The following is a 25424-nucleotide window of genomic DNA, read 5'->3' on the forward strand; positions in this document are numbered from 1 at the left end:
CTGGACTTCTATTCGAACGGGGGCGCTGGTCAGCGCGGCGTCAGTCCCAGCGCCTTTTCGCGGCGGATGACCACCATGATCGCCCCCAGGCCAGCGATGGCCGTGGCCATCATCAGCAGCAGCAGCGGGTAGGCGCCGGTTTCAGGCGTCAGCAACATGCCCGCCAGAACCGCAAGCGCCGATCCACCGCCGATCATGATTGCGCCGCCCAGGCCCGATGCGGTGCCGGCCAGGTGGGGCCGGACCGACAGCATCCCCGCCGTGGCATTGGGGATACACAGCCCGTTGCCCAGGCCGACCAATGTCATCATCCCGAAAAAGGTCAGCGCAGTGCCAAAGCCGGACAGGAAGATCAGCAGCGAAACGGAGCCGCCGATGGCATTGGCCATACAGCCCCAGAGCACCATCGCGTTCACGCCGAAACGGGTGGCGAAAAGACCGGTCAGGAAGTTGCCTGCAAAATAGCCGACAGCCGGAGAGCCGAAATAGATTCCCAGCCAGAACGGGTCCAACCCGAAGACTGTGGAGCCGACAAAAGGTGCGCCGCCAAGATAGGCAAAGAAGGCACCCGAACAGAACCCGGCGGCCAGCGCATAGCCCCAGAAGCGGGGGGAGCGGAGCAATTCAGGATATTCGCGAAACTGCGCGATCATGGATTTGCCGGAGGCCTGCACTGTCTCGCCCATGTCTGCAATCACCAGGGCAAGGCTCGCGCCGCCGATGGCGAACATCGCCCAGAAGGTCACGTGCCAGTCGAAATACTGCTGGATCGCGCCGCCCACGGCGGGGGCGATCATCGGGACCAACGCCATGCCCATTGTCACATAGCCGATCATCGACGCCGATTGATCTTGCGAATAGAGATCGCGGATCACTGCCCGGCTCAGGACCATGGCTGTCGCGATCACCGCCTGTGCGATGCGAAACAGCAGGAATATCGCGGCATTGGGGGCGAAAATGCAGCCAAGCGTGGCAAGCATGAACAGCACCAGAGCCCAGATCATCACCTGCCGCCGACCGAGGTTGTCTGAAATCGGGCCGATGAACAGCTGCAATACCGCCGAACACAACAGATACAGCGGCACCGACAGTTGCATCACCGCATAGGATGTGCCGAAATAGTCAGCCATCTGGGGCAGGCTCGGCAGGAAGATATTCATCGCCAGCGCCGACAGGCCGGCCAGCACAATCAAGGTCAGGATGTATGGCGGTGTGCTGCGGTCCAGGAATCGGATCACGGGCGCGGTGGGCTGAATGTCTTTCATGCAAATGCAATTAGTCCGAGGGCGGAAAATTGTCCATGCCCGTTTGGCGCTTTGCTAATTCGCAATTTGCAAATGCAATAATGCATAGAGTTTGCAAATATTCAGAAAGATGCTTTCATCTTGGGCCCTCACAAGAATACTATGGCGCAAACCAGCATTGGGGGACCTTCCATGAAAGATATTCTCGAACAGCTCGAAGTGCGCCGCGCCGATGCCCGTCTGGGCGGCGGTCAGGCCCGGATCGACGCGCAGCACGGACGCGGCAAACTGACCGCGCGCGAGCGGATTGATCTGCTTCTGGACGAGGGGTCATTCGAAGAGTTCGACATGTTCGTGGCGCACCGCTGCACCGATTTCGGCATGGAGAAGCAGCGCCCGGCAGGCGACGGCGTGGTCACAGGCTGGGGGACGATCAATGGCCGCCTGGTCTATGTCTTCAGTCAGGATTTCACCGTCTTTGGCGGGTCGCTGTCAGAAACCCATGCGCAGAAGATCTGCAAGATTCAGGACATGGCAATCCAGAACGGCGCGCCGGTCATCGGCATCAACGATTCCGGCGGCGCGCGCATTCAGGAAGGTGTTGCCAGCCTTGCCGGTTATGCCGAAGTGTTCCAGCGCAACATCGAAGCCTCGGGCGTGATCCCGCAGATTAGCGTCATCATGGGCCCCTGTGCGGGCGGGGCGGTCTATTCCCCCGCGATGACCGACTTCATCTTCATGGTCAAGGACACCTCCTATATGTTCGTGACCGGCCCCGACGTGGTGAAAACCGTGACCAACGAACAGGTCACCGCAGAAGAGTTGGGTGGTGCCATCACCCACACGCGCAAATCCTCCGTTGCTGATGCGGCATTTGACAATGATGTGGAGGCGCTGGCAGAGGTGCGCCGCCTGGTGGATTTCCTGCCTGCCAACAACCGCGAAAAACCACCCGTCCGCCCGTTCTTTGATGATCCGGGCCGGATCGAGGCATCGCTTGACACGCTGGTGCCCACCAACGCCAACACCCCCTATGACATGAAGGAACTGATCTTCAAGCTGGGGGACGAGGGCGATTTTTACGAAATTCAGGAGGATTTCGCCAAGAACATCATCACCGGCTTCATGCGCATCGAGGGGCGCACGGTGGGCGTTGTCGCCAACCAGCCGATGGTGCTGGCAGGGTGCCTCGACATCGACTCATCACGCAAGGCCGCGCGGTTCGTGCGGTTCTGCGACTGCTTCGAGATCCCGATCCTGACGCTGGTGGACGTCCCCGGCTTCCTGCCCGGCACCTCACAGGAATTTGGCGGGGTGATCAAACACGGTGCCAAGCTCCTGTTCGCCTATGGGCAGGCGACGGTGCCGATGGTCACGGTGATCACCCGCAAGGCCTATGGCGGGGCCTATGACGTGATGGCGTCCAAGCATCTGCGGTCCGATTTCAACTATGCCTGGCCCACGGCGGAGGTTGCGGTGATGGGTGCCAAGGGTGCGACCGAGATCATCCATCGCGCGGACCTGAAAGACCCCGAGAAGATCGCCCAGCACACGAAGGATTACGAGGACCGTTTCGCCAACCCCTTTGTCGCCGCTGAGCGCGGGTTCATTGACGAGGTGATCATGCCCCATTCCACCCGCAAACGGGTGGCGCGCGCCTTTGCGTCGCTGCGCAACAAGAAGGTCGTGACGCCCTGGAAGAAGCACGACAACATTCCGTTGTGAGGGGGCAAAGGGTGCGCGAATATCCGATCAGGTCGGAGACAAAAATGTATTTGGCGTCGACGTCGAATAGCGAGCGGATAGCAGTATGATCTCTCCCTTCGAGTCCCGGCGATCCGTAGATCCATCCATTGCCTGCGAAGGCACGGAACAAGGCCGCTTGTGGCCGCCGTGCCCATCGTCTGCCCACCCCTTGGGCAGGCGATTGATCGACACCTGCGCCTCCAGGACAACGCGCACTTGCGCATCCGAGATAAAGTGCCAGAAAACCGATGTTGGATCGCCTCCCCTGGGCAGTCGATCGGCACGGCGCGCGGTGCATTGGGTTGAAGGCTGGGTGTTATGACACTTTGGAAGAATCAATCCTTCACCATCTCCCACGCGGACTCCGGCACCTTCGAAGGCGCCGGACTGCGCCCGTTCTTTGAATACCGCGATCTTGGCATCAAATCCGCCACCACCGCCAAATATGGCGCGCATGTGATCCGTGCGGTGCCGGGCATGGAATCCCCCGGCACCTGGCATTCCCACGACCTGGATTTCCAGATGGTCTATGTCACCAAGGGCTGGGTTGTCTTTGAATACGAAGGGCAGGGCGAACACATCCTGCGCGCCGGGTCCTGTGTGCTGCAACCGCCGGGCATTACCCACCGCGAGGTCCGCCATTCCGACGACATGGAACTGATCGAGATCATCTCGCCCGCCGATTTCTCCACGGCAGAGGAGGCGGCACCATGAGAACCGCCGCCCTGGCCCTGTTGCTGGCCGCCACGCCCGCGCTGGCGCTTGATGTGCCGTCTGGCCAGCCGGTGACCCTGCAGGAGGTACTGGTGGACTCCGTCGGGCCGCAGACCTGGCTGCGCTTTCGCCTGATCGCACCCGCGATTGCCCGCGACACGGGTGAAATCGACTATCAGACAGCCGCCGGTGACATGATGCATCTGTGCCAGGAACTGGCACTGCCCTACATCAGCGAATACGATCTGACCGGTGATGTCATCGTCATCTCACTGGCCGATCGCGAGACCGAATTTGGCGTCGCAGACCCTGAGGTGACTCAGTTTTTCGAGGCATTTCACGTAGAGAATGACCTCTGCATTTGGGAGAGTTTGTGATGCGGCCACCATATATTGCGGCTCGGGGCGGGGCTTTGCCGATTTCTGATGCTTTGGAGTCACATACGTGCCGATTGACGCGGCCCCCGTATCATTGGACATTCCTTTGCCGTAATCTGCGCTCAAGGAATACCCAGGTATCCCTTACCTCTGAACCGGGGCGTGCGAGGCATGTAGCAGTGCCGCGCCCCATCAACAATGACAGGAGACTTAGATGTCCAAGAGCATCAAACTCATCGCAGCCTTCGGCTTCATCGCCGCAATTTCGGCCTGCACCAGCGGCCAGACCGACGAAGAATACGTTGTCGTCGATCCCGAGCCCATCTCGGTTGAGCCGACATACACAGGCAAATACAAGTAAGCCTTCCCCAGGGCAGGCGTTCGCGCCTGCCCTGAACACGCCCCTCGCTATCGGGAGGGATGTGTGATGCCCGCTTATATGTTGAAACATCGCGGGTTTCCGGGCCGTTTGCCCGGCACCGATTTCCAATTCACAATCCGCCGACCGAACCCCAAGGGGGTCACACCGCTGACCCGCCGGGAACGGCGTTCGGACCGCAAGGCCGCTGACCGGCGCGCCGATGCCGCTTTCATGAAAGCGCTGTGGGAGTGTTTCGGCCCCGAGCCGTTCGAGCGGGGCAATCTGGATGCGGGGCGGCTTTCCTGGCTGTTCGGGCGCGAGGTGCTGCCCGCCACGGACCCTTTCGATGCGGCGGATTACGAGGCGATGCTGGTCATTGACGAGAGAATCGCCCGCGCCTCCTTTCCCGAAGCTTTCGAGGGGTGATCGGCGTGAATTTGCCTGTGTCATCCGAATTTCAGCGGGGCTTGGCCGATCTTGCGGCAACGCGCGGTATGGGCTTTCCGGCACCGCGCGCTTGGGCCAACGTCCGCCTTGAGGGTGGCGCAGACCAAACCAGTTGGCCAACCTCGCATCTAGACCATACCCCTTCCCCCTCTGGGCAGCAGCGGGTCACATCCCTGCTGCCCGTTTTTTCACAAGACGGGGGACATGGGGGGCAAAAAATCGAAGCTCGGCGGGAACCGGCACGCAATTGCCGCGTTGACGCTTCGCAAACAAAAAAAGAAGGAACGGGCAAGTGTTCGAGCATATCCACGTTACATCAAAATCGGCCCGCAACGTCGTGCTGGCGGTTGCCGCCTGCGGCGCGCTTGCGGCCTGCGGCGACAACATCGGCGAGCAGGCGCTTGCGGGCGGTGCGGTTGGTGCCGGTGCCGCAGCCATCACCAGCGGCAGCCTGTTGCAGGGCGCTGCCATCGGCGCAGGCGCGAACCTGGCCTATTGCCAGCTCAACCCCGGCAAGTGCAAATCCTACTGATCTGACACGCCGTCAGCGCCACACCGGCGCTGAAACCCGCTTAACTGACCCCGCGCAGCACCCGCTGCAGCGGGGTTTCCGCGTTTTCACCAAGACCAAGAAGGACAGTGCATGTTCAAGAAAATCCTGATCGCCAACCGGGGCGAAATCGCCTGCCGCGTCATCAAGACCGCGCGCCGGATGGGTATCACCACCGTTGCCATCTATTCCGATGCGGATGCGAACGCGCTGCATGTGCAGATGGCCGACGAGGCGGTGCATATCGGTCCGGCCCCGGCGAACCAGTCCTATATCGTGATCGACAAGGTGATGGAGGCGGTCAAGTCCAGCGGCGCGGAGGCGGTGCATCCCGGCTATGGCTTTCTGTCCGAGAACAGCAAGTTCGCCGAGGCGCTGAGTGCCGCCGGTGTCGCCTTTGTCGGCCCGCCCGTTGGGGCCATCGAAAAGATGGGCGACAAGATCACCTCCAAAAAGATCGCGCAGGAGGCCGGGGTCAGCACGGTGCCGGGCTATATGGGCCTGATCGCGGATGCAGAGGAGGCCGTGAAGATCTCGAATGAGGTCGGCTATCCGGTGATGCTCAAGGCCTCTGCCGGGGGCGGCGGCAAGGGCATGCGGATCGCCTGGAACGACGAGGAGGCGCGCGAGGGCTTCCAGTCTTCCAAGAACGAGGCGGCCAATTCCTTTGGCGATGACCGCATCTTTATCGAGAAATTCGTGACCCAGCCGCGCCATATCGAGATTCAGGTGCTGTGCGACGCCCATGGCAACGGCATCTACCTGGCGGAACGGGAATGTTCGATCCAGCGCCGCAACCAGAAAGTGGTTGAGGAGGCCCCGAGCCCGTTCCTGGACGAGGCGACCCGCAAGGCGATGGGCGAACAGGCCGTCGCCCTTGCGCAGGCCGTGGGCTACACCAGTGCGGGCACCGTGGAATTCATCGTGGACGGGGACAAGAACTTTTACTTCCTTGAGATGAACACACGCCTGCAAGTGGAACACCCGGTCACCGAGCTGATCACCGGGGTCGATCTGGTCGAACAGATGATCCGGGTGGCCGACAACCAGAAGCTGGAGATGGCGCAGGACGATGTGAAGATCAACGGTTGGGCCATCGAGAACCGGCTTTACGCCGAAGATCCCTATCGCGGCTTCCTGCCCTCCATCGGGCGGCTGACCCGTTACCGTCCGCCGGAGGAGGTGGTCGAGGATGATCACATCGTGCGCAATGACACCGGCGTCTATGAGGGCGGCGAGATTTCGATGTATTATGACCCGATGATCGCCAAGCTCTGCACATGGGCACCAACACGGCCCGAGGCGATCGAGCGGATGCGCGTGGCGCTGGACAGTTTCGAGGTCGAGGGGATCGGGCACAACCTGCCGTTTCTCAGCGCCGTGATGGACCACCCCAAGTTTGTGTCGGGTGACATGACCACCGCCTTCATCGCCGAGGAATATCCAGCCGGCTTCGAAGGCGTGGAACTGCCCGAGGCCGATCTGCGCCGGATTGCGGCGGCCACCGCCGCGATGCACCGGGTGGGTGAGATCCGGCGCGCCCGCGTGTCGGGCCGCATGGACAACCACGAACGCAAGGTGGGCAGCGCCTGGAACGTGGCCGTGCAGGGACAGTCCTTTGACCTCACGGTTCAGGCCGATCAGGCCGGGGCGACAGTGCGCTTCGAGGATGGCGCGGACCTGCGCGTCAGTGGCGATTGGACGCCGGGCGACCAACTGGCCAAAATGACGGTTGGTGACACGCCGCTGGTGCTGAAGGTCGGCAAGATCTCGGGCGGGTTCCGCATCCGCACGCGCGGGGCCGACCTGCGGGTGCATGTGCGCAGCCCGCGTCAGGCCGAACTGGCCCGGCTGATGCCCGAGAAGGTGGCCGCCGATACCTCCAAGCTGCTGCTGTGCCCGATGCCCGGCCTTGTGGTCAAATTGTCGGTGGCCGTGGGCGACGAGGTTCAGGATGGCCAGGCGCTGTGCACCATCGAGGCGATGAAGATGGAGAACATCCTGCGCGCCGAACGCAAGGGCATCGTGTCCAAGATCAACGCGGGCGAAGGCGACAGCCTTGCCGTTGATGACGTGATCATGGAGTTCGAATAAGATCCCATGCTGGCAACCCCGACCTTTCCGCTGATCCTGCTGGCTGGTGTCGCGCTTTGCGCGGTGCTGCTGGCGGTGTGGCGGGAAGCGCGGGTTGCCGGGCGGATCATCGCGCAATTCTTTCTGACCATCGGCCTGCCGGTGGTGCTGGTCCTGGGGGCGCTGATCTGGCTGGCGCTACCGCTGATGGGGCAGATCGACCCGCGTGTGGGGCAGGCGATGATCGCCGGTCTGGTGATTGCCACCGGCTGGCTGACCACCGCGATCTTTGCCGAAGGTGGCAAGGCGCGCGCGCGGGCAGAGAAGCTGCGCGACTATCACAAGGCGCTCTATGCCGAGATCGGCAATACGCTGGAATCGCTTTGGGAAGCCGATAGTTCAGAGCAATACGTGAACGCGCTGATCGACCGGATGCGCAAGGAGCCGAACTATGTCCCCTTTCTGCCGCGCGAACAGCACGATCATGTCTATGACGCCGTGATCGCGGAAATCGACGTGCTGCCGCGCCAGACCATCGACGCCATTGTCGCCTATTACAGCCTGATCAAATCGCTGTCCGGCCTGGCCGAGGACATGCGCGGGGACACGTTTCGCACCCTGGATGCAGAACGGCGGATCGCGATCTATTCGGATTATGTGGGGATGCGGAAACAGGCGTTTGTTTTCGGGAAATATGCCCTCAAACTGATCCTTGCCTATTCAGACGGCGGCAGTGCTGCCGCCGATCGGGTGATCAATAGCCCGGACGCGGGCCGGTCCGCCATGTCACGGGGATCGGTGTGAACGGGATGTCTGGGTCTTTTTCCATAATCTTGCTCCCTGCCTCTTGCCCCTTCAATATAGGGCAGGCGGGCCCATCCCACAAGGTTCAGCGCAGGATGACGCCCTCGGCCTCCTTGCGCTCGCGGATTTCGCGCTGGCGCATCGGCATCTTGTCAATGCTGCGGGTGATCTCGCGCACGTCCCAGGGAAACGGCTTGCGCAGCTTGATCCCGCCATCCTTGCCGACCAGCACCAGCATGAAGCCGCGCGGCCGCATTTTCAGCCGCAAGGGCGCGCGTGCGTCCGGGTCCGTGTCGGTCAAAACCATCACGTCGCGCGCGGCGAGTTCCTCGGGCTGGGCACGCAGCAATTCCATCTGTTCGATAAAGGCTGGGTCGTCCGCGCTGTCCGCAAAGACCACCACGGGGCGCTTTTTCCAGCGAAATTCACTTAAATCCGCCATGTCGGCGGGTGCAAACAACAGCCCGTCATCGCCGGTATCGGTCGATTGGGCGGCGGCTGAAGTTGCGAAAATTCCAGCAAAAACAAGCATCAACAGGCGTTTCATAAGATCTCCCCTGTCCCTGTATATAGGGGTTGGGCCGGCAAATGCGATGCACTTTCTCGGGACTGCGCGCATTAAGCACACTGCAAGGGTTTTGAGGCCATGACCGGGGCTATCCCCGTGATGTGGCCGGACCGGGCGGCCTTTTTGCAAAAGATGGGCCAGAGCATCATGGATGTCATTCTGCACCTCGGCGCGCACCGCACCGGCACCACCACATTTCAGCATTTTGTTCGGGACCACATTCGGACGCTGGATCAGAACGGCATCGGCTTCTGGGGGCCGGGCCGGACCCGCAAATCGGTGTTTCCGGGCATGTTCCACAACATTCCGCGCCGTGCGCCGCACCGCGCCGATGGCCGGGTGCGCATGTTGACCGCCAAGGCAGAGGCGCGGGGCATCACGAAACTGCTGGTCAGCGATGAGAACATGCTGGGCACCTGCACCTACGGGTTTCGCCACGCCGCACTTTATCCCGCTGTCGGAGAGCGGATGGCCCGGCTTGCCGCGGCCTTTGGCGGGCGGGTGTCGCGCGTGGTCCTGTCGATCCGCGCGCAGGACCTGTGGTGGGCCTCGGCCTCGGCCCTGACGGCGGCACGGGGCCACAAGATCCATGATGCGGCGAAATATGCCCGGATCGCGGAAAGCACCCGCAGCTGGCGCGATGTGATCACCGATCTGGCCTGCGCGGTGCCGGATGCGGATATCAGGATCATGCCGTTCGAGACTTTCGCGGGCCGACCCGAAAGGATGCTGCAGGAAGCGGTTGATCTGCGCCTGCCCGGCAAGCCGCAGATGCTGTGGCTGAACCGGTCGCTGCCGCTGAACGACCTGCGCGGGGTGCTGGCCGACCAGGGCAGCGATCCGACGCTTCTGCCCCGTGGGCAAGGGCGCTGGCAGCCCTTCACAACAGCGCAGGCGGCAGCCCTGCGCGAACGATATTCAGACGATCTGCACTGGCTGACCGCCGGTGCCGATGGTCTGGCGACACTGACAGAGGATGAAACCCGGAAAAGAGCGGGCCCAAGCCTGCCTCCGGCGCAAACGACAAAAGGACATGGACATGAGCAAAGACAAGTGGCGCAGCATCGCTGAAAAGGAACTGCGCGGGCGCGGCCTGGACGATCTGACATGGCGCACGCTGGAGGGGATCGACGTACAGCCGCTTTACACGGCGGAAGACACCAAGGGGCTTGATCATCTGGGGTCCGTCCCCGGTGAGGCACCGTTCACGCGCGGCGTAAAGGCCACGATGTATGCGGGCCGTCCCTGGACCATCCGCCAATACGCCGGGTTCTCCACGGCAGAAGAATCCAACGCCTTCTACCGGCGCAATCTGGCAGCGGGCCAGCAGGGTGTCTCTGTCGCCTTCGATCTGGCGACACACCGGGGCTATGACAGCGACCATCCCCGCGTCGAGGGTGATGTGGGCAAGGCTGGCGTGGCCATCGACAGCGTCGAGGATATGAAGATCCTGTTCGACGGCATCCCGCTGGACAAGGTCAGCGTCAGCATGACGATGAATGGCGCGGTGGTGCCGATCCTGGCCAGCTTCATTGTCGCGGGCGAGGAACAGGGCGTGGACCGTGCGGCACTCTCCGGCACCATCCAGAACGACATCCTCAAGGAGTTCATGGTCCGCAACACCTATATCTATCCGCCCGAACCCTCGATGCGGATCATCGCGGATATCATCGAATATACCGCCAACGAGATGCCGAAATTCAACTCCATCTCGATCTCGGGCTATCACATGCAGGAGGCGGGCGCGAACCTGGTGCAGGAACTGGCCTTCACGCTGGCCGACGGGCGCGAGTACGTGCGCACGGCCATTGCCGCCGGTATGGACGTGGACCGTTTCGCGCCGCGCCTGTCGTTCTTCTTTGCCATCGGCATGAACTTTTTCATGGAGGCGGCCAAGCTGCGCGCCGCGCGCCTGCTGTGGAGCCGGATCATGGAAGAATTTGCGCCCAAGGATGCCAAATCCTCCATGCTGCGCACCCACTGCCAGACCAGCGGTGTCAGCCTGGCCGAACAAGACCCCTACAACAACGTGGTGCGCACGGCTTACGAGGCGATGTCGGCGGTTCTGGGCGGCACCCAGTCGCTGCACACCAACTCGCTGGACGAGGCGATTGGCCTGCCCACCGACCATTCCGCCCGCATCGCGCGCAACACGCAGCTGATCCTGCAGGAAGAAACCGGTGTGACCAATGTGGTCGACCCATTGGCGGGCTCCTACTACGTTGAAAAGCTGACCGCCGATCTGGCGGATGCGGCATGGAAACTGATCGAAGAGGTCGAGGAGATGGGTGGCATGACCAAGGCCGTTGCCTCCGGCATGCCGAAACTGCGCATCGAAGAGGCCGCGGCCCAGCGGCAGGCCAACATCGACCGGGGCGACGAGGTGATCGTGGGCGTCAACAAGTACCGCCGCGACAAGGAAGACCCGATCGACATTCTGGACGTGGACAATGTCGCCGTGCGCGACAGTCAGATCAAGCGTCTGCAAAACATCCGGGCCAGCCGCGACGAGGCCGCCTGTACCGCCGCATTGGGTGAATTGACCCGCCGCGCGGCAGAAGGCGGAAATCTGTTGGAAGGCGCGGTAGAGGCCGCGCGCGCACGTGCCACGGTGGGAGAAATCAGCATGGCAATGGAAAAACAATTCGGTCGGCACCGCGCTGAGGTCAAGACCCTGGCAGGCGTCTACGGTGCCGCCTACGAGGGCGACGCAGGCTTTGCCGCGATCCAGAAGTCAGTCGAGGATTTCGCCGAGGCCGAAGGCCGCCGCCCGCGGATGCTGGTGGTCAAGATGGGCCAGGACGGCCATGACCGGGGGGCCAAAGTGATCGCCACCGCCTTTGCCGACATCGGGTTCGACGTGGACGTGGGCCCGCTGTTCCAGACCCCGGCAGAGGCGGCGCAGGATGCCGTGGACAACGACGTGCATGTCATCGGCATCAGCTCTCAGGCCGCCGGTCACAAGACATTGGCCCCGCAACTGGTCAAAGCACTGAAAGAGGCCGGGGCCGAGGATATTCTGGTGATCTGTGGCGGCGTGATCCCGCAGCAGGATTATCAGTTCCTCTATGATGCCGGGGTCAAGGCGATCTTTGGACCCGGCACCAATATCCCCGCAGCGGCGCAGGACATCCTGAAACTGATACAGGCCGCACGCAGCTAAATTGCAAAGGGCCGCCCGCAGGTGCGGACGGCCCTTGACCATATCAGATTGCGGCTACGTCAGTTTCGCGATGGAAAGATGCCCTGAAGCACAACACAGTACCGGATGACCTGCACCGGCTGAATGTTCGGATGGGGCAGGTTGCCGCCCGCGTTTGTGATGGAAGCCGTATTCAGGGTGTCGGACCCTGTTGGCGCCGTGGCGTACATCTTTTCGACCTGTTCGGGTGGCAGGCCTTCTGTCAGGGTCGAGTAGGACAGAAAGTCATTTCTCGGGCGGCGTTTGTCTCCGCCGTCATTGTTGACCGCCAACAAGTGGTTGTGCGTCGGCATCTCTGCCGCGGTCAGCGTCACTGTCTCAGTGCCGAATTTCTGTCCTTGCACTCGCGACGTCAGGCCGGGGCCGCTCCCTGTGTGCATCGGCACCCGTCCACGCAGGTCGGGCAGGCCGAATGTCGTGCGTCCGTCGCCGCCATACATCGTTCCGTACAGCGAAAAGAGCGCGGCATTCTGGCTGATCGCCAGCAACTGGCCATCTGCCCCGGTTGTGGTCCGCGGACAAAAATTCCAGCCGCCCATGACGATCTGGCCGATCCATAATTCCTGTGCGGCGGCAGGCGCGGCAGGGGCGCTTAGACCGGCAGCAAGGGCAACAGGTGCCAGCGCCGAAGTCATACGTTTGAGAGTGAACATGTCCAGGATCCTCCGAAATGGGTTAATACTGCGAGCTTGAATAAAAATTGTTCTGAAATAAGAATTCTCGCGGCCTCAGTTTGACCTGTGTCAGGCCTTACGTCAAACTCAATTAACGATTTATAATATTTACAGCGTCCCGCTTTTAACCTGAAGCATATCACTTCGCCAATGTCCCGGGAGCGCGCAGCGCGGCAGGGTATTGGCGATTCAAGTATCAGGCGGGGCGCTTTTACAATGGCATCAGCAGGGGGCATCGCATGGAACTGGATCACATCGCGGTTGCGGGGGCGCTGTTGCAACAGGCAACAGACCACGTCAGCCGCAGCCTGGGCCTGACCCCGCAACCGGGGGGGGAACATGCGGTTTTTCATACACATAACACGCTTCTCGGGCTTGAATCCGGGCTCTACCTCGAAGCGATTGCTGTCAATCCTGAGGCTCCGGTGCCGGACCGTCCGCGCTGGTTCGATCTGGACCGGTTTTCCGGGCCTGCACGGCTGACCAACTGGATTTGCCGCTGCGACGATCTGGAGGCGACCCTTGCCGCGCTGCCGGCAGGGTTCGGCGCGCCGGTCAGCCTGCAACGGGGTGATCTGCGCTGGCGCATGGCGGTTCCGGCCTCCGGCATCCTGCCCTTCGACAATTGCGCGCCCGCGCTCATGCAATGGGAGGGGGGCAACCACCCGGCGGCCCGCCTTGCACCCTCGGGTTGCCGGTTGGAGCGGTTGACCGTCACCCACCCCGACGCCGCCGCACTGGCCGAGATGCTGGCACCTATGTTGACCGACGCGCGCATCACCTTTGCCGCGGGCACTGCCGGATTGAAGGCGGCTTTTGACACACCTACCGGCACGAGAACACTGGTGTGATCATTCGGGCGGCAGGCGCGCCGGACGCGGCACAGGTGGCGGAACTGTGGAACAGCATGATCCGCGACACGCTGGCCACCTTCACCACCGATGAATGGACAGAAACCGCCATGGCCGAGCGGATCGCGCAGCGGCAGGGGGCATTCTGGCTGGCCGAGGATGCGCAGGGGCTTGCAGGCGTTGTGACCTTCGGCCCATTCCGGCCGGGGCCGGGCTATGCCGCGACAGTCGAACACTCCGTGATCCTGCGGGCCTCTGCGCAGGGCAGGGGCGTGGCGGACAGGCTGATGGATACCGCCGAGGCCGGGGCCGCTGCCATGGGCCATCAAGTGATGGTTGCCGCGATCAGCGGTGCCAATCCGCGCGCGATCGCCTTTCACGCGCGGCGGGGTTTTCGCCAGACCGGCCATATGCCGCAGGTGGGGTTCAAGGCCGGGCAACGGCTTGACCTCATTTTGATGCAGAAAACCATTTCCGCATCCTGACTTCCCCCCTTGGCGGCCCTATGATGGCACCATGTCGATCTGGACCCGCATCACCGAAGCATTGTCTGCACTGACCTCCGGCGAAGGGCTGGCGGCGGTGTTCGACCGCCTGCGCAGCCCGCCGGAGCGGTCTGTGGCCTTTACCATTGCGGTGATCGCGCTGGGGGCCAAGATGGCCAAGGCCGATGGCTTGGTCACACGCGAAGAGGTCATGGCCTTTCGCGAGGTGTTCCAGATCGCCGAAGGGGACACGGCGGGGGCGGCAAGGGTCTTTAACCTGGCGCGGCAGGACGTGGCGGGATTCGACGATTACGCCCGCCGCATCGCCGACATGTTCAGCGATCAGCCGGACATGCTGCGCGACCTGCTGGAAGGGCTGTTTCACATTGCCATGGCCGATGGCACCTATCACCCCAACGAGGATGCCTTTCTGGAGGAGGTGGCGCGTATCTTTGGCCTGTCAGAGGGTGATTTCGCAGCGCTGAAAGCCCGGTTTGTGCCGGATACATCGCCGTTGCCGCATACGGTTCTGGGCATTTCGCCCAATGCCACCCAGGACGAGGCCCGCGCGGCATGGCGCAAGCTGGTGCGCGAGAATCATCCCGACGCGCTGGTCGCACGCGGCCTGCCCGAAGAGGCGGTGCGCATGGCCGAGAAACGGCTGATCGACATCAACCGCGCCTGGGAAACCCTGTCGCGCCGCGCGGCCTGATGCGGATCGCCACCTATAACGTCGAATGGTTTTCGGCGCTTTTTGATCAGGACGACCGCCTGTTCGACGATGACGGCTGGTCTTCGCGTCATGACGTGACACGTGCTGACCAGACAGCAGCGCTGGGCCAGGTGTTCCGTGCGATGGATGCGGATGCGGTCATGGTCATCGAGGCCCCCGATCAGGGAAAGTCGCATTCGACAGTGGCCGCGCTGGAGCATTTTGCCGACCGGTTCGACCTGCGAACCACCCATGCAATCATGGGGTTCTCCAACGACACGCAACAGGAAATTGCGCTGCTCTACGACCCTGTGATGCTGACGCCCCGACATGACCCAAGGGGCGATTTCGCCGGGCCGGAAGGGGCCGGCGGCGCACCGCGGTTTGACACTGCCTTGCGGATCGACCTGGATATAGACGCGCATGAGGACCTCGTGGTGTTCTCCAAGCCGCCGCTGGAACTGGCGATCGAGACGCGCGGCGGCTTTGCGTTCCATATGATCGGGGCGCATCTGAAATCGAAAGCGCCGCATGGGGCGAAGACCGAACAGGAAGTGCTGAGCTTTGGGGTCGCGAACCGGCGCAAGCAATTGGCGCAGGCGGTCTGGCTGCGGCGGCGGATCGACATGCATCTGGCCGAGGCGACGCCGCTGATGCTGCTGGGCGATCTCAACGATGGGCCGGGCCTGGATTCCTTTGAAAATCTCTTTGGCAGATCCTCGGTCGAAATCGTGATGGGGCAGGAGGGTGAGGCTGGCGCGCTTTATGACCCCCATGCGCGGCAGGCGCTGCTGCGCAAACTTGGCGTGGCCCCGACAACGGCCCGGTTCTGGATCAGGCAGGAAAAGCGGTTTTTGCAGGCCCTGCTGGATTACGTGATGGTCACGCCGGATATTCGGGCGCGGGGCGCGCGCTGGCGCATCTGGCATCCGCTGGACGACCCGGAATGCTGGCAGGATCACGCATTGCGCGAGGCCCTTGTGACCGCATCCGATCATTTTCCTGTGACGCTGGATTTCGAGGATGGGCCGCAGGGGGTGTAATGGCGCGCAATCGTGCTAAATTGTGATCTATGAAACATCTTGCCGGTCTTGCCCTGTTGATCTGCCTGCCCTTGTCCGCACAGGCGCAGGAGGAAGAGGACCGTGGCCTGTCCCTGATGGAACGGGGCGCGCAGATGTTCATGGAAGGCATCATGAAGGAAATGGCCCCCGCGATTGACGGGTTGGAAGGGCTGGCCGATCAGATGGGGCCTGCACTGCGCAGTTTCGCAAAAGAGATGGGGCCGAAACTGGGCGAGATCCTGAACGAGGTGGAGGATTGGAGCGTTTACGAAGCGCCGGAGATTCTGCCGAACGGGGATATCATCATCCGGCGCAAGCCTGAACCGCCATTGGAAAAGCCGGTGGTCCCGACTGAGCCTGCACCGCAGATTGATCTTTGAAACCCGGCTTTCGCTGCCATGGCAATGCGCCTGGTCAGGCGGGCGGAAACCTGAACGATGCCTGGCGATTTCAGCGCGACATTCCATAAAGGACGACATGTCATGATTTGGGCTGCCCTCTTTCGCGACAGCTTGGGACATGGGAAGGTGCCGCCCCTTCGCCCACCGGGATTCGCGGGATGCGCGCCCGACCGGTCGAAGCAGCGGATCATAAAGGATATGTCATACAAGACCTGTCAAAAATGACATGTCATGTATGACATGTCCGCAACTGCGGTAAGCAGGTGCTGCAGCTACGGCGAGCAGGTACAGCAAGTACGATAAGCAAGCCTGCACCTTGCGGCGAGCAGGTCTGCAAGCCCCCGCAGCAGGTCTGTCGAAACAGAGTGCCGGATGCAAATGCGCGCCCCCGCAAAAATCGGATGCAAGCCGCGCCTGCACATCGAACTGCGCCCTGCTATTTCCTGACGGTCTTCAACTCCACCGAGGCCTGCAAGGACCCGGCAAGCGAATTCAGACGCGCCTCGGCCACCTCTCCAAACAGCGGCATCATGTCTTCGGTGATCCACAGTTGCAGCAGTTTTTTCTTGGGAAACCAACGCAGTTCGCCGCGATCTTCATCCTTGTTCATCCACAGCATTGCCCCGAACCGCATGGCCTTGCCCAAAATCTCGGCCTCTTTGCGTGCCCGTTCGTCGATCATCTCGTAAAGATCTTCAAAGCGCGTGTTCTCGCGCTTGTTGGAATAGCGGTGCAGCAGGGCAAGCCCCAGAAACACCCGTTCGGAATGCTTCAGCCCCCCCAGGTTGGCCCGTGTGGCATTGTCGAAACAAACCTCGGCCCGGTAATCGGGATGTGCGCGCCAACTGACGTCATGCAGCAGGCAGGCGGCCTTGACCAGTCGCGCGCGCTGCGGCGAACTGGATTTGTACAGTGGCAGAATGAAGTTGTAGAGGGCCTTGCCGAAACCCGGCGTGCGCGCATCCTTTGCCTCGGCAAAGCGGCAGGCCTCGATCAGCGGGTCCCGGTCGCGCAGGCGTTGCGGCATCTGTTCGTAAAGCATCCCTTCGCGGATACCATAGCTGGAAATCGCGATGTCCTTGGGCTTGAAGGTCTTGACCAGTCGGCTCAGCACCTCTGCCGCATAGGGCACCAGCGCCATCCGGGTCGATGAAACGCCGGCCTCGGCGCGCAGGTCCTCCAGGTTCGATTGCTTGATGTATTTGACCGTGGCGCTGACCGCGCGGGGCGTCATGCGGTATTCGTGCAGCACATGCAGCGGATAGCCCCGGCGCACCATGTCGATGCGTGCGATGGCCCGCCAGGACCCGCCCACCAGGAACAGCCGGTCGCGCTGGGCACCCATACGCTCCTGCAACGCCTGCATTACCTCCTTGATCTGGGCATTCCGCGCCTTTGCACCGCCCTTGATGTCGCGCAGTTTCAGCGGCCCCAGTTGCGAGGAGACCCGCCGCCCCACGCGGCCCCCTGAAATCTCGGCCAGTTCCATGGAGGATCCACCGATGTCGCAGACAAGGCCATAGGCACCGGGCCAGCCCAGCAGAACGCCCTGGGCGGACAGCCGCGCTTCTTCCTCACCGTCGATAACCCAGATGCGCAGGCCGGTTTCGCGCAGGACCTCATCGCAGAATGCCGCGCCGTCACTGGCGTCGCGCACCGCCGCCGTTGCCACAACCGTCAATTCGCGCAGGCCCATGCTGTCTGCCAGCTTGCGAAAACGGCGCATGGCCGACAGGGCGCGGACACGCCCCTGTGGCGACAGATGGCCGGTCTCTGCCATGCCCGCACCCAGGGCGCACATGATCTTTTCGTTGTAGAAATACGCAGGCGAGCGCGCCGCGCCGTCAAAAACCACCAGCCGGACAGAGTTCGACCCCACATCGACGACACCCACGCGCGACAGCTTGCGCGCGCTGGGATCTTCAAACAGCGGTTTTGCGAAAAGGCCCAGATCAGCAACGCCGGTTTCCGGCACCGGCGTGTTGGTCTCCGTAAGGTTAGCCATGAGGTCTCCTGGCGGTCGGCTCAACTGCCGGTAAGATGGGGCAGGCGGCCGCGGGGGTCAATGTCCGATCCCGGCGACCACCGGGCTGCGCGGCGCGGCATTTACCGTCAGTCTTCCGTATGGGTCAGCTTCGGCACGTCCGAAGCCCCCGCCGATCCGCGCCCCGACAACGACGGATTCTCCATGAAGAACCGGTGGCAGTTAAAGCTGAACTGCCCTTCGACCAGCGGCGGCCGGGTAAACTTGCCATCCGGGGCCATGACCCAGCTTTGCGCCACATCGGCCAGATTCGCCGCCATGATCTGGCTGGTGATCTGGGCCTTGACCGTCGGGTTCTCGATCTCCACCAGGGTTTCGACCCGGCGGATCAGGTTGCGCCCCATCCAGTCAGCAGAAGAGATAAAGACCCGCGCCTTCTTGTGGGGCAGGCCGTAACCGTTGCCAAAACAGACGATGCGCGAATGCTCCAGGAACCTGCCCACGATGGATTTGACACGGATGTTCTCCGACAATCCCTTGATGCCCGGGCGCAATCCACAGATGCCCCGGATCACCAGACTGATCTGCACCCCGGCCTGGCTGGCGGCATAGAGCGCGTCGATCACTTCCGCGTCGATGATGGAGTTCATCTTGGCCCAGATCGCCGCAGGCTTGCCCGCCTCGGCATGGGCCGCCTCTGCCGCGATCAGCTCCAGCAGGCGGGGCTTCAGCGTGGTGGGGGAAATCGCCAGATTGTCCAGCTTCTCCGGCTGCGCGTAGCCGGACAGGAAGTTGAACACTTTGGTGGCATCGCGCCCCAGTTTCTGGTCGCAGGTGAACAGCGACAGATCGGTGTAGATGCGCGCCGTGATCGGATGGTAATTGCCGGTGCCGTAATGGGTATAGGTCACCAGTTGGTTGCCCTCGCGCCGCACCACGGTGGAAATCTTGGCATGGGTCTTGAGGTCCAGGAAACCGTAAACCACATGCGCGCCCGCGCGTTCCAGCCGCCGGGACTGGCGGATGTTGGCGGCCTCGTCGAACCGCGCCTTGAGCTCGACCAGCGCGGTCACCGATTTGCCGTCCTCCGCCGCCTCGCAGAGCGCCTCGACAATCGGGCTGTCGCGCGAGGTCCGGTAGAGCGTCTGCTTGATCGCCACGACATTCGGATCGCGCGCCGCCTGGGACAGGAACCGCACCACCATGTCAAAGGTCTCATAGGGGTGGTGCAACAGCATGTCCTTCTGGCGGATCGCCTCGAACATGTCGCCGTCATGGTCGCTGACCCGTTCCGGCACGCGCGGGGTAAAGGAGGGCCACAGCAGGTCGGGCCTTGCGTCGGTGACCAGCTTGCTCAGGTCATCGACCCCGATCATGCCGTCGATCTCGATCACGTCGCGCTCGTGCACGCCAAGCTCTGCCATCACCACGGCTTTCAGCTTTTCCGGCGCGCCCGCCGAATGCGTCAGGCGGACAACCTCCCCCCGGCGGCGGCGTTTCAGCGCCACCTCGAATTCGCGCACCAGGTCTTCGGCCTCGTCCTCGACCTCCAGGTCGCTGTCGCGCAGCACCCTGAACTCAAAGTGGCTTTTCAACTTGTAGCCCGGAAACAGGTCCGGGATCTTGAGCACCAGAAGGTCCTCAAGCGGCAGGTAACGCAGCGTGCCCTCGGGGGCGGGCAGCGGCACGAAACGGTCGATCTGCGCCGGGATCGGCAGCAGCGCCTGCAGCGGGCGCTTGTCGCGGGTCCGTTCCAGTTGCAGCGCGAGGGCGTAGCCGGTGTTGGGGATGAAGGGAAACGGGTGCGCGGGGTCGATGGCCAGTGGCGACAGCACCGCAAAGACCTGCGTCAGGAACATCTCCTTGAGGTATTCGTGATCGGCTTCGGTCAGGTCCGATTGATGTTCCAGAAAGATGTTCTGCGCGTCCATTTCCGCCATCAGGTCAACCAGCACCCGTTGCTGGTTCATCATCAGGTTGCGCGCGTCCTCGTTGATCAGGACCAGTTGTTCCGCCGGGGACAGGCCGTCGGCAGCAGGTGTGGTGTTGCCCGCCTGGGCCAGCTCGCGCAGGCCCGCCACGCGCACGGTATAGAATTCATCAAGGTTGCCCGCCGAGATCGACAGGAACCGCAGCCGTTCCAGCAGCGGCACACGGGGGTTTTCGGCCTCTTCCAGCACACGCCAGTTGAACCCCAGCCAGCTGAGTTCGCGATTGAAAAAGCGGCCCGGCCCCGTGGTGTCGAGGTCGGGCAGTTCGATGGCGGGCGGAAACGGCCCTTCTAGGAAATCTGCGTGAGTCATGGCGGCCTTATGGCGCTGATGTGTAACGATGTTGCGACAATGCAGGCAGTATCAGCCCGCTGCGGGGGGCTTGTCCAGCACCTGCGCCGCCAACTGCCGGGTCAGCGGGCGTTTTTGCGCCAGACTGGCGGCATCGAGGCGTTGCACCAGGTCGATTGCAGCGGCAAAGGACCGGTCCATGCGGGACAACAGGTACGGTATCAGGTCGGGCTTGGGGGTCAACTGCCGGTCGGCCAGCAATTTGACCAGAAGCGCGGTCAGCAGCATGTCGTCTGGCGGCTCCAGCGCCACCGCCGTGGCACCGCGCATCCGGCTGATCAGGTCCGGCAGGGTCAGCCCCCATTGTGCCACGGGGGGCGCGCCGGTCAGCAACAGGGTATGCCCCTCTGCCAGGATCAGGTTGTGCAGGTGGAAAAGCGCAGTCTGCGCCGCGTCGTTCCCGGCGATCTCCGGCACATCCTCAACGGCAAGGGGGCCCGTGGCCAGCGCGGGCACTTCGACATCCACAAGGCGGCGCGCCGCGACGATCCGGGCCTGCGACCGCTCGGCCCAGACATGGGCCAGGTGGGTCTTGCCCGCCCCTTCGGGGCCGGTCAGCGCCAGTTTGCCGCCGGGCCAGTCGGGCCAGTGGTCGATCATCGACAGGGCCATGGCGTTGGAAGGTGCCGCGAAAAACGCGTCACGCCCCAGTGCGGTGCGGCTGGGCAGGTCGAATCCCAATTGTCGGGCCATGTCAGTCGTCCAACGTCGTTGGACCGGTGCCGAGATAAAGCAGGCTGTGCTTGTAGCGGTCGGTGGCAAAGCGCGCCAGTACCCCCAGTGCGGCTGCCAGCGGCACGGCGATCAGCATCCCGACAAAGCCGAACAAGGTGCCAAAGACCGACAGCGCCAGCAGCAGCCAGACCGGATGCAGCCCCACGGAATTGCCCACCAGCTTGGGTGTCAGCACATTGCCCTCGATCACCTGACCGATGGCAAAGATGCCCGCAACCAGGCCAATCGACAGCCAGTCGCCCCAGAACTGGAACAGCGCCAACCCAATGGCCAGCGCACCGCCCAAGAGCGCCCCGAGATAGGGGATAAAGGTGACCAGACCGGCGATGAAGCCCACGACCAGCCCGAATTGCAGCCCCACCACCATCAGCGCAATCGCGTAATAGGTGCCAAGGATCAGACAGACAGTGCCCATGCCCCGGATGAAAGACGCAAGTGTTTTGTCCACGTCACGCGCCAACTGCCGGATCACCGGCGCATGGTCGCGCGGCAGCAGCCGGTCGATGGCGGCGACCATGCGGTCCCAGTCCAGCAGCAGATAGACCGACACCACCGGCACGATCACAAACAGCAGGATCACGTTGAGAATGGAGGCGAAGGAGGCCAGCGCTGTCTCCAGCAATTGACCGCCGCGTTCCTGAATGGTCGCCCCGATCGAGGTCAGAGAGTTGCGCAGGGTCGAATCCTCGTCCAGCAGGGCGGGGAAGCGCGTGGTCATGAAATCGGTGAAATCCTGCGTCAGCCTGGGCGCGGTTTCGATCAGCGATGCGGTCTGATTGACCAGGGTCGGGACCACCAGCAGCGCCATCACCCCAAAGATCAGGATCGCAACAAAGGTGATCACCGTCGTGGACAGTGCCCGGCTCAGCCCCATCCGCTCCAGCCGGTCAGCGACAGGGTCGAGGAAATAGGCGATGGCCCCGCCCAGCAGGAAAGGCACCAGCACCTGACCCAGGAACCACAGGGCCACCATGAAGACCACGGCCGCAATGCCCCAGTATTTCAGTTGATCTCGGATCGGAAGGGCCATGGGGTTCTCCGCAAAGGACAGCCTATCACTTCGCCCATGCAGGCCGGTATTTCAAGGGTCGCGCGCCGGACGGGCGCTTTTTTGATCAGGGCGCGCGGCAGGAAACACGCCCACATGCAGCACCGCGCGCGGGGTGTTGAGCCGCCCCCGCGCCGGGCATAGGGTTGGCCCGACAGATTGGTACAGACCGGCAGGAGGCCCCATGCGGAGCGAATTCGACAAGGAACTGGAACAGCGGCTGGTCCGCTATGCGGCCATCGACAGCCAGAGCGATGCAGGCTCGCCGAGCCAGCCCAGCACCGCGATCCAGCTGGACATGTCGCGCCTGCTGGTGACGGAATTGCAGCAGATCGGCGCGCAGGACGTCACCCTGACCGATTATGGCGTGGTGCTGGCGACAGTGCCGGGGACGGCCCCCGGCCCGACAATGGGCTGGTGCGCCCATGTGGACACCGCCCCGCAGTTCAATGCCGCCGGGGTGAAACCGGTGGTCCATCGCGGCTACAACGGCGGCGACATCACCTTTGCCGATGCCCCTGATCTGAAGCTGAACCCGGCGGTCTCGCCGCATCTTGAGGGCAAACAGGGCGAGGACATCATCACCGCCTCCGGCACCACCTTGCTGGGCGGGGATGACAAGGCGGGGGTGGCGATTGCCATGACCGCCGCAAGGTATCTGCTTGAAAATCCTGACATTCCGCATGGGCCGATCCGTCTGGCCTTTACCCCGGACGAGGAAATCGGGCGCGGGGTGGATGCCCGTCTGCCTGCCGATCTGGGCGCTGATTTCGCCTATACCTTTGACGGCGGCAAGCCGGGCGAGATCGAGTTCGAGACCTTTTCGGCGGATGGCGCGGTGGTAAAGGTGGTGGGCGTCTCGGCCCATCCCGGCTTTGCCAAGGACAAGATGGTCAATGCGCTGCATCTGGTGGCGCGGATCATCCAGTGCTTGCCGCAGGTGCGCATGACCCCTGACACAACCGAAGGCGCGGAGGGTTTTATTCATGTCAGCGAGGTGACGGGCGGGTCATCGGAGGCGGAGATCACCCTGATCCTGCGTGATTTCGAACTGGAAGGTCTGGCGGAGAAGGGCGCGTTGCTGCGCCAGGTCTGCGAGGTGGTGGGCAAGGCTGAGCCGCGGGCGCGGATCACCTGCGAGATTTCCCCGCAATACCGCAACATGCGCTATTGGCTGGAAAAGGACAGGACTCCGGTGGATCTGGTGCGGGCAGCGGTGGCCGATGTGGGGCTGACGCCGGTTTCGGTGCCGATCCGGGGCGGCACCGACGGGTCGCGCCTGACCGAGATGGGCGTGCCCTGTCCGAATATCTTTACCGGGATGCAGGAGATTCATGGCCCGCTGGAATGGATTTCGGTGCAGGACATGGCGCTGGCGACCGGGGTGGCGATCGCCCTGGCGCGGCGGGCCGTGTCCTGAAGGGGTGGGCCCATGGCCCACATGCGATATTATTGATTTGGCGCTGCCAAATCGGTTTGCGAGACGCTGTCTCGCGCTCTGGTATATTTTGGGAACAATGAAAGGGAAGGGGAACTGCGGGGCTGAGATGTGCATCGCGATTGCGGGCGGCGCGGACATGGCATAGTCAGACCGCAGCAATTGCCCAAAGAGGAGCCCGCCATGCGTCTGAGCCGATATTTCCTGCCCGTGCTGAAAGAGACCCCCAGCGAGGCGCAGATCGTCAGCCACCGTCTGATGCTGCGGGCGGGGATGATCAAGCAGGCCAGCGCGGGGATCTATTCCTGGCTGCCGCTGGGGTTCAAGGTGCTCAAGCGGATCGAACAGATCGTGCATGAGGAACAGCAGCGCGTGGGGCATATCCCGATGCTGATGCCGACGCTGCAATCGGCGGATCTGTGGAAGGAATCGGGCCGCTATGACGCCTATGGTCCCGAGATGCTGCGGATCCGCGACCGTCAGGACCGTGACATGCTTTATGGTCCCACCAATGAGGAGCTGATCACCGACATCTTCCGCTCCCATGTGGGCAGTTACAAGGACCTGCCGCTGACGCTCTATCACATCCAGTGGAAATTCCGTGACGAGATCCGCCCGCGTTTCGGCGTGATGCGGGGGCGCGAGTTTTTGATGAAGGATGGCTATAATTTCGATCTGACCAAGGAAGACGCGCTGCATGCCTATAACCGCCATCTGGTGAGCTATCTGCGCACCTATGAGCGGATGGGGTTGCAGGCGATTCCGATGCGCGCCGATTCCGGCCCGATCGGGGGTGATGACACCCATGAGTTCCTGGTGCTGGCGGAAACCGGCGAATCGGAGGTTTTCTATGACAGCCAGATCACCGATCTGAAGTTTGGCGACCGCGAGATCGACCATGACGATCATGCCGCCTGTGCCGCCGTGCTGGAGGAGTTCACCTCGCGCTATGCGCGCACGGACGAGACCCATGACGAGGCGATCTTCAGCCAGGTGCCCGAAGACCGCCGCCGGACCGCGCGCGGGATCGAGGTGGGGCAGATCTTCTATTTCGGGACCAAGTATTCAGAACCGATGGGGGCCACCGTGCAGGGCCCCGATGGCAAGCCGGTGCCGGTCCATATGGGCAGCCATGGCATCGGGGTCAGCCGCCTGCTGGGCGCGATCATCGAGGCCAGCCATGACGATCGCGGCATCATCTGGCCCGAGGGGGTGACACCTTTCCATGCCGGGATCGTGAACCTCAAGCAGGGCGATGCCGAAGCTGACGCGGCCTGCGAGGCGCTTTATGACGCGCTCAAGGCGTTGGGGCTGGACCCGCTTTATGACGATACCAAGGGCGGGGCGGGGGCCAAGTTTGCCACCATGGACCTGATCGGTCTGCCCTGGCGCATCACCGTGGGGCCACGCGGCCTCAAGAACGGGGTGGTGGAACTGACCTCACGCCGGACCGGCGAGAGCGAGGAAATGCCGCCGGAACAGGCTGTTGAACGGATTGCGCAGGTTTACGCCGGTATCCTCTGAGGGTTGGACGCAGGATGGGCCGGGATGTAGGGTTGCTCGAAAAAAGGGAGCAGGCCAGATGGTCGTCGGTGTCAGAATGA

The 25424-nt window shown here is 62.7% G+C and carries 24 protein-coding genes; 17 read left to right on the forward strand and 7 right to left on the reverse strand.

Annotated features, from left to right (window positions below; translation table 11 throughout):
- Window positions 1–29: 29 nt before the first annotated feature.
- On the reverse strand, window positions 30–1265 hold the full coding sequence (locus tag A8B82_RS06870; protein WP_067290005.1) for a multidrug effflux MFS transporter: 1236 nt from the start codon (window positions 1263–1265) through the stop codon (window positions 30–32).
- A 171-nt stretch (window positions 1266–1436) separates the two neighbouring features.
- Here A8B82_RS06870 and A8B82_RS06875 point away from each other — a divergent pair, with 171 nt between their 5' ends.
- The 8 genes from A8B82_RS06875 to A8B82_RS06905 all read left to right on the forward strand — a co-directional run bounded on the left by A8B82_RS06875 (window position 1437) and on the right by A8B82_RS06905 (window position 8316).
- Window positions 1437–2969: an acyl-CoA carboxylase subunit beta gene (locus A8B82_RS06875; RefSeq protein WP_067290139.1), complete on the forward strand. Its 1533-nt coding sequence runs from the start codon at window positions 1437–1439 to the stop codon at window positions 2967–2969.
- Window positions 2970–3308: 339 nt separating this feature from the next.
- Entirely contained in the window at window positions 3309–3704 is a 396-nt protein-coding gene (locus tag A8B82_RS06880; protein WP_067290008.1) for a cupin domain-containing protein, read from the forward strand.
- Entirely contained in the window at window positions 3701–4081 is a 381-nt protein-coding gene (locus tag A8B82_RS06885; protein ID WP_067290009.1) for a DUF6497 family protein, read from the forward strand. Before A8B82_RS06880 ends, A8B82_RS06885 begins: the two co-directional genes overlap by 4 nt.
- Before the next feature lie 214 nt (window positions 4082–4295).
- Window positions 4296–4442: a hypothetical protein gene (locus tag A8B82_RS24320; RefSeq protein WP_162841705.1), complete on the forward strand. Its 147-nt coding sequence runs from the start codon at window positions 4296–4298 to the stop codon at window positions 4440–4442.
- Between the two features lie 78 nt (window positions 4443–4520).
- Window positions 4521–4868, forward strand: coding sequence for a hypothetical protein (locus A8B82_RS06890; protein WP_067290142.1), 348 nt, complete (start codon window positions 4521–4523; stop codon window positions 4866–4868).
- A 313-nt stretch (window positions 4869–5181) separates the two neighbouring features.
- Window positions 5182–5421 (forward strand): hypothetical protein, encoded by a 240-nt coding sequence (locus tag A8B82_RS06895; protein WP_235604634.1) that lies wholly within the window; start codon window positions 5182–5184, stop codon window positions 5419–5421.
- A gap of 111 nt (window positions 5422–5532) precedes the next feature.
- Window positions 5533–7533 (forward strand): acetyl-CoA carboxylase biotin carboxylase subunit, encoded by a 2001-nt coding sequence (locus A8B82_RS06900; RefSeq protein WP_067290012.1) that lies wholly within the window; start codon window positions 5533–5535, stop codon window positions 7531–7533.
- Between the two features lie 6 nt (window positions 7534–7539).
- Window positions 7540–8316, forward strand: coding sequence for a hypothetical protein (locus A8B82_RS06905; protein WP_067290015.1), 777 nt, complete (start codon window positions 7540–7542; stop codon window positions 8314–8316).
- A gap of 85 nt (window positions 8317–8401) precedes the next feature.
- On the opposite strand, the gene A8B82_RS06910 is transcribed toward A8B82_RS06905, so the two are convergent.
- Window positions 8402–8863 (reverse strand): DUF4174 domain-containing protein, encoded by a 462-nt coding sequence (locus A8B82_RS06910; RefSeq protein WP_067290017.1) that lies wholly within the window; start codon window positions 8861–8863, stop codon window positions 8402–8404.
- A 99-nt stretch (window positions 8864–8962) separates the two neighbouring features.
- On the opposite strand from A8B82_RS06910, the gene A8B82_RS06915 reads away from it, so the two are divergent.
- Both A8B82_RS06915 and scpA read left to right on the forward strand, forming a co-directional pair.
- Entirely contained in the window at window positions 8963–9955 is a 993-nt protein-coding gene (locus A8B82_RS06915) for a hypothetical protein (protein WP_235604635.1), read from the forward strand.
- Window positions 9918–12047, forward strand: coding sequence for a methylmalonyl-CoA mutase (scpA, locus tag A8B82_RS06920; protein ID WP_067290019.1), 2130 nt, complete (start codon window positions 9918–9920; stop codon window positions 12045–12047). Before A8B82_RS06915 ends, scpA begins: the two co-directional genes overlap by 38 nt.
- 59 nt (window positions 12048–12106) lie before the next feature.
- Here scpA and A8B82_RS06925 read toward each other — a convergent pair whose 3' ends face one another.
- Window positions 12107–12739: a phage tail protein gene (locus tag A8B82_RS06925; RefSeq protein ID WP_201120760.1), complete on the reverse strand. Its 633-nt coding sequence runs from the start codon at window positions 12737–12739 to the stop codon at window positions 12107–12109.
- Between the two features lie 260 nt (window positions 12740–12999).
- On the opposite strand from A8B82_RS06925, the gene A8B82_RS06930 reads away from it, so the two are divergent.
- Genes A8B82_RS06930 through A8B82_RS06950 form a run of 5 tightly spaced genes read left to right on the forward strand, consistent with a single transcriptional unit; the run spans window position 13000 to window position 16252 of the window.
- Entirely contained in the window at window positions 13000–13611 is a 612-nt protein-coding gene (locus A8B82_RS06930; protein ID WP_067290021.1) for a VOC family protein, read from the forward strand.
- Window positions 13608–14096: a GNAT family N-acetyltransferase gene (locus A8B82_RS06935; RefSeq protein ID WP_067290023.1), complete on the forward strand. Its 489-nt coding sequence runs from the start codon at window positions 13608–13610 to the stop codon at window positions 14094–14096. Before A8B82_RS06930 ends, A8B82_RS06935 begins: the two co-directional genes overlap by 4 nt.
- A gap of 31 nt (window positions 14097–14127) precedes the next feature.
- Entirely contained in the window at window positions 14128–14808 is a 681-nt protein-coding gene (locus tag A8B82_RS06940; protein ID WP_067290025.1) for a molecular chaperone DjiA, read from the forward strand.
- Entirely contained in the window at window positions 14808–15851 is a 1044-nt protein-coding gene (locus A8B82_RS06945) for an endonuclease/exonuclease/phosphatase family protein (RefSeq protein WP_067290028.1), read from the forward strand. The genes A8B82_RS06940 and A8B82_RS06945 overlap by 1 nt, the downstream gene beginning before the upstream one ends.
- 29 nt (window positions 15852–15880) lie before the next feature.
- Window positions 15881–16252 (forward strand): hypothetical protein, encoded by a 372-nt coding sequence (locus tag A8B82_RS06950; RefSeq protein ID WP_067290030.1) that lies wholly within the window; start codon window positions 15881–15883, stop codon window positions 16250–16252.
- Between the two features lie 457 nt (window positions 16253–16709).
- On the opposite strand, the gene A8B82_RS06955 is transcribed toward A8B82_RS06950, so the two are convergent.
- The 4 genes from A8B82_RS06955 to A8B82_RS06970 form a co-directional block, all read right to left on the reverse strand.
- On the reverse strand, window positions 16710–18278 hold the full coding sequence (locus tag A8B82_RS06955) for a Ppx/GppA family phosphatase (RefSeq protein ID WP_067290032.1): 1569 nt from the start codon (window positions 18276–18278) through the stop codon (window positions 16710–16712).
- Between the two features lie 107 nt (window positions 18279–18385).
- Window positions 18386–20560, reverse strand: a complete 2175-nt coding sequence (locus tag A8B82_RS06960; protein WP_067290034.1) for an RNA degradosome polyphosphate kinase — start codon at window positions 20558–20560, stop codon at window positions 18386–18388.
- A 51-nt stretch (window positions 20561–20611) separates the two neighbouring features.
- On the reverse strand, window positions 20612–21292 hold the full coding sequence (locus A8B82_RS06965) for an HdaA/DnaA family protein (protein WP_067290036.1): 681 nt from the start codon (window positions 21290–21292) through the stop codon (window positions 20612–20614).
- A 1-nt stretch (window position 21293) separates the two neighbouring features.
- Window positions 21294–22364 carry an AI-2E family transporter gene (locus A8B82_RS06970; RefSeq protein ID WP_067290039.1) on the reverse strand — a complete coding sequence of 357 codons (1071 nt, stop codon included), beginning with the start codon at window positions 22362–22364 and terminating at the stop codon, window positions 21294–21296.
- A gap of 202 nt (window positions 22365–22566) precedes the next feature.
- Here A8B82_RS06970 and pepT point away from each other — a divergent pair, with 202 nt between their 5' ends.
- Window positions 22567–23802 (forward strand): peptidase T, encoded by a 1236-nt coding sequence (gene pepT, locus A8B82_RS06975; RefSeq protein ID WP_067290041.1) that lies wholly within the window; start codon window positions 22567–22569, stop codon window positions 23800–23802.
- Between the two features lie 201 nt (window positions 23803–24003).
- The gene (gene proS, locus A8B82_RS06980; RefSeq protein ID WP_067290044.1) at window positions 24004–25344 is read left to right on the forward strand and encodes a proline--tRNA ligase; all 1341 of its coding nucleotides are present in this window, start codon (window positions 24004–24006) and stop codon (window positions 25342–25344) included.
- Window positions 25345–25424 lie beyond the last annotated feature (80 nt).

Origin of the sequence: Sulfitobacter sp. EhC04 (assembly GCF_001650875.1) — a bacterium.
Lineage (GTDB): Bacteria > Pseudomonadota > Alphaproteobacteria > Rhodobacterales > Rhodobacteraceae > Sulfitobacter.

Excerpts from the sequence above, each read along its gene's own strand:
- A8B82_RS06970 (WP_067290039.1), bottom strand. The coding sequence starts at position 22,364 with ATGGCCCTTCCGATCCGAGATCAACTGAAATACTGGGGCATTGCGGCC.
- A8B82_RS06965 (WP_067290036.1), bottom strand. The coding sequence starts at position 21,292 with ATGGCCCGACAATTGGGATTCGACCTGCCCAGCCGCACCGCACTGGGG.
- A8B82_RS06870 (WP_067290005.1), bottom strand. The coding sequence starts at position 1,265 with ATGAAAGACATTCAGCCCACCGCGCCCGTGATCCGATTCCTGGACCGC.
- A8B82_RS06890 (WP_067290142.1), top strand. The coding sequence starts at position 4,521 with ATGTTGAAACATCGCGGGTTTCCGGGCCGTTTGCCCGGCACCGATTTC.
- A8B82_RS06875 (WP_067290139.1), top strand. The coding sequence starts at position 1,437 with ATGAAAGATATTCTCGAACAGCTCGAAGTGCGCCGCGCCGATGCCCGT.
- A8B82_RS06950 (WP_067290030.1), top strand. The coding sequence starts at position 15,881 with ATGAAACATCTTGCCGGTCTTGCCCTGTTGATCTGCCTGCCCTTGTCC.
- A8B82_RS06905 (WP_067290015.1), top strand. The coding sequence starts at position 7,540 with ATGCTGGCAACCCCGACCTTTCCGCTGATCCTGCTGGCTGGTGTCGCG.
- A8B82_RS06960 (WP_067290034.1), bottom strand. The coding sequence starts at position 20,560 with ATGACTCACGCAGATTTCCTAGAAGGGCCGTTTCCGCCCGCCATCGAA.
- A8B82_RS06925 (WP_201120760.1), bottom strand. The coding sequence starts at position 12,739 with ATGTTCACTCTCAAACGTATGACTTCGGCGCTGGCACCTGTTGCCCTT.
- A8B82_RS06880 (WP_067290008.1), top strand. The coding sequence starts at position 3,309 with ATGACACTTTGGAAGAATCAATCCTTCACCATCTCCCACGCGGACTCC.
- A8B82_RS06900 (WP_067290012.1), top strand. The coding sequence starts at position 5,533 with ATGTTCAAGAAAATCCTGATCGCCAACCGGGGCGAAATCGCCTGCCGC.
- A8B82_RS06915 (WP_235604635.1), top strand. The coding sequence starts at position 8,963 with ATGACCGGGGCTATCCCCGTGATGTGGCCGGACCGGGCGGCCTTTTTG.
- scpA (WP_067290019.1), top strand. The coding sequence starts at position 9,918 with ATGGACATGAGCAAAGACAAGTGGCGCAGCATCGCTGAAAAGGAACTG.
- A8B82_RS06940 (WP_067290025.1), top strand. The coding sequence starts at position 14,128 with ATGTCGATCTGGACCCGCATCACCGAAGCATTGTCTGCACTGACCTCC.
- pepT (WP_067290041.1), top strand. The coding sequence starts at position 22,567 with ATGCGGAGCGAATTCGACAAGGAACTGGAACAGCGGCTGGTCCGCTAT.
- A8B82_RS24320 (WP_162841705.1), top strand. The coding sequence starts at position 4,296 with ATGTCCAAGAGCATCAAACTCATCGCAGCCTTCGGCTTCATCGCCGCA.
- A8B82_RS06930 (WP_067290021.1), top strand. The coding sequence starts at position 13,000 with ATGGAACTGGATCACATCGCGGTTGCGGGGGCGCTGTTGCAACAGGCA.
- proS (WP_067290044.1), top strand. The coding sequence starts at position 24,004 with ATGCGTCTGAGCCGATATTTCCTGCCCGTGCTGAAAGAGACCCCCAGC.
- A8B82_RS06885 (WP_067290009.1), top strand. The coding sequence starts at position 3,701 with ATGAGAACCGCCGCCCTGGCCCTGTTGCTGGCCGCCACGCCCGCGCTG.
- A8B82_RS06910 (WP_067290017.1), bottom strand. The coding sequence starts at position 8,863 with ATGAAACGCCTGTTGATGCTTGTTTTTGCTGGAATTTTCGCAACTTCA.
- A8B82_RS06955 (WP_067290032.1), bottom strand. The coding sequence starts at position 18,278 with ATGGCTAACCTTACGGAGACCAACACGCCGGTGCCGGAAACCGGCGTT.
- A8B82_RS06945 (WP_067290028.1), top strand. The coding sequence starts at position 14,808 with ATGCGGATCGCCACCTATAACGTCGAATGGTTTTCGGCGCTTTTTGAT.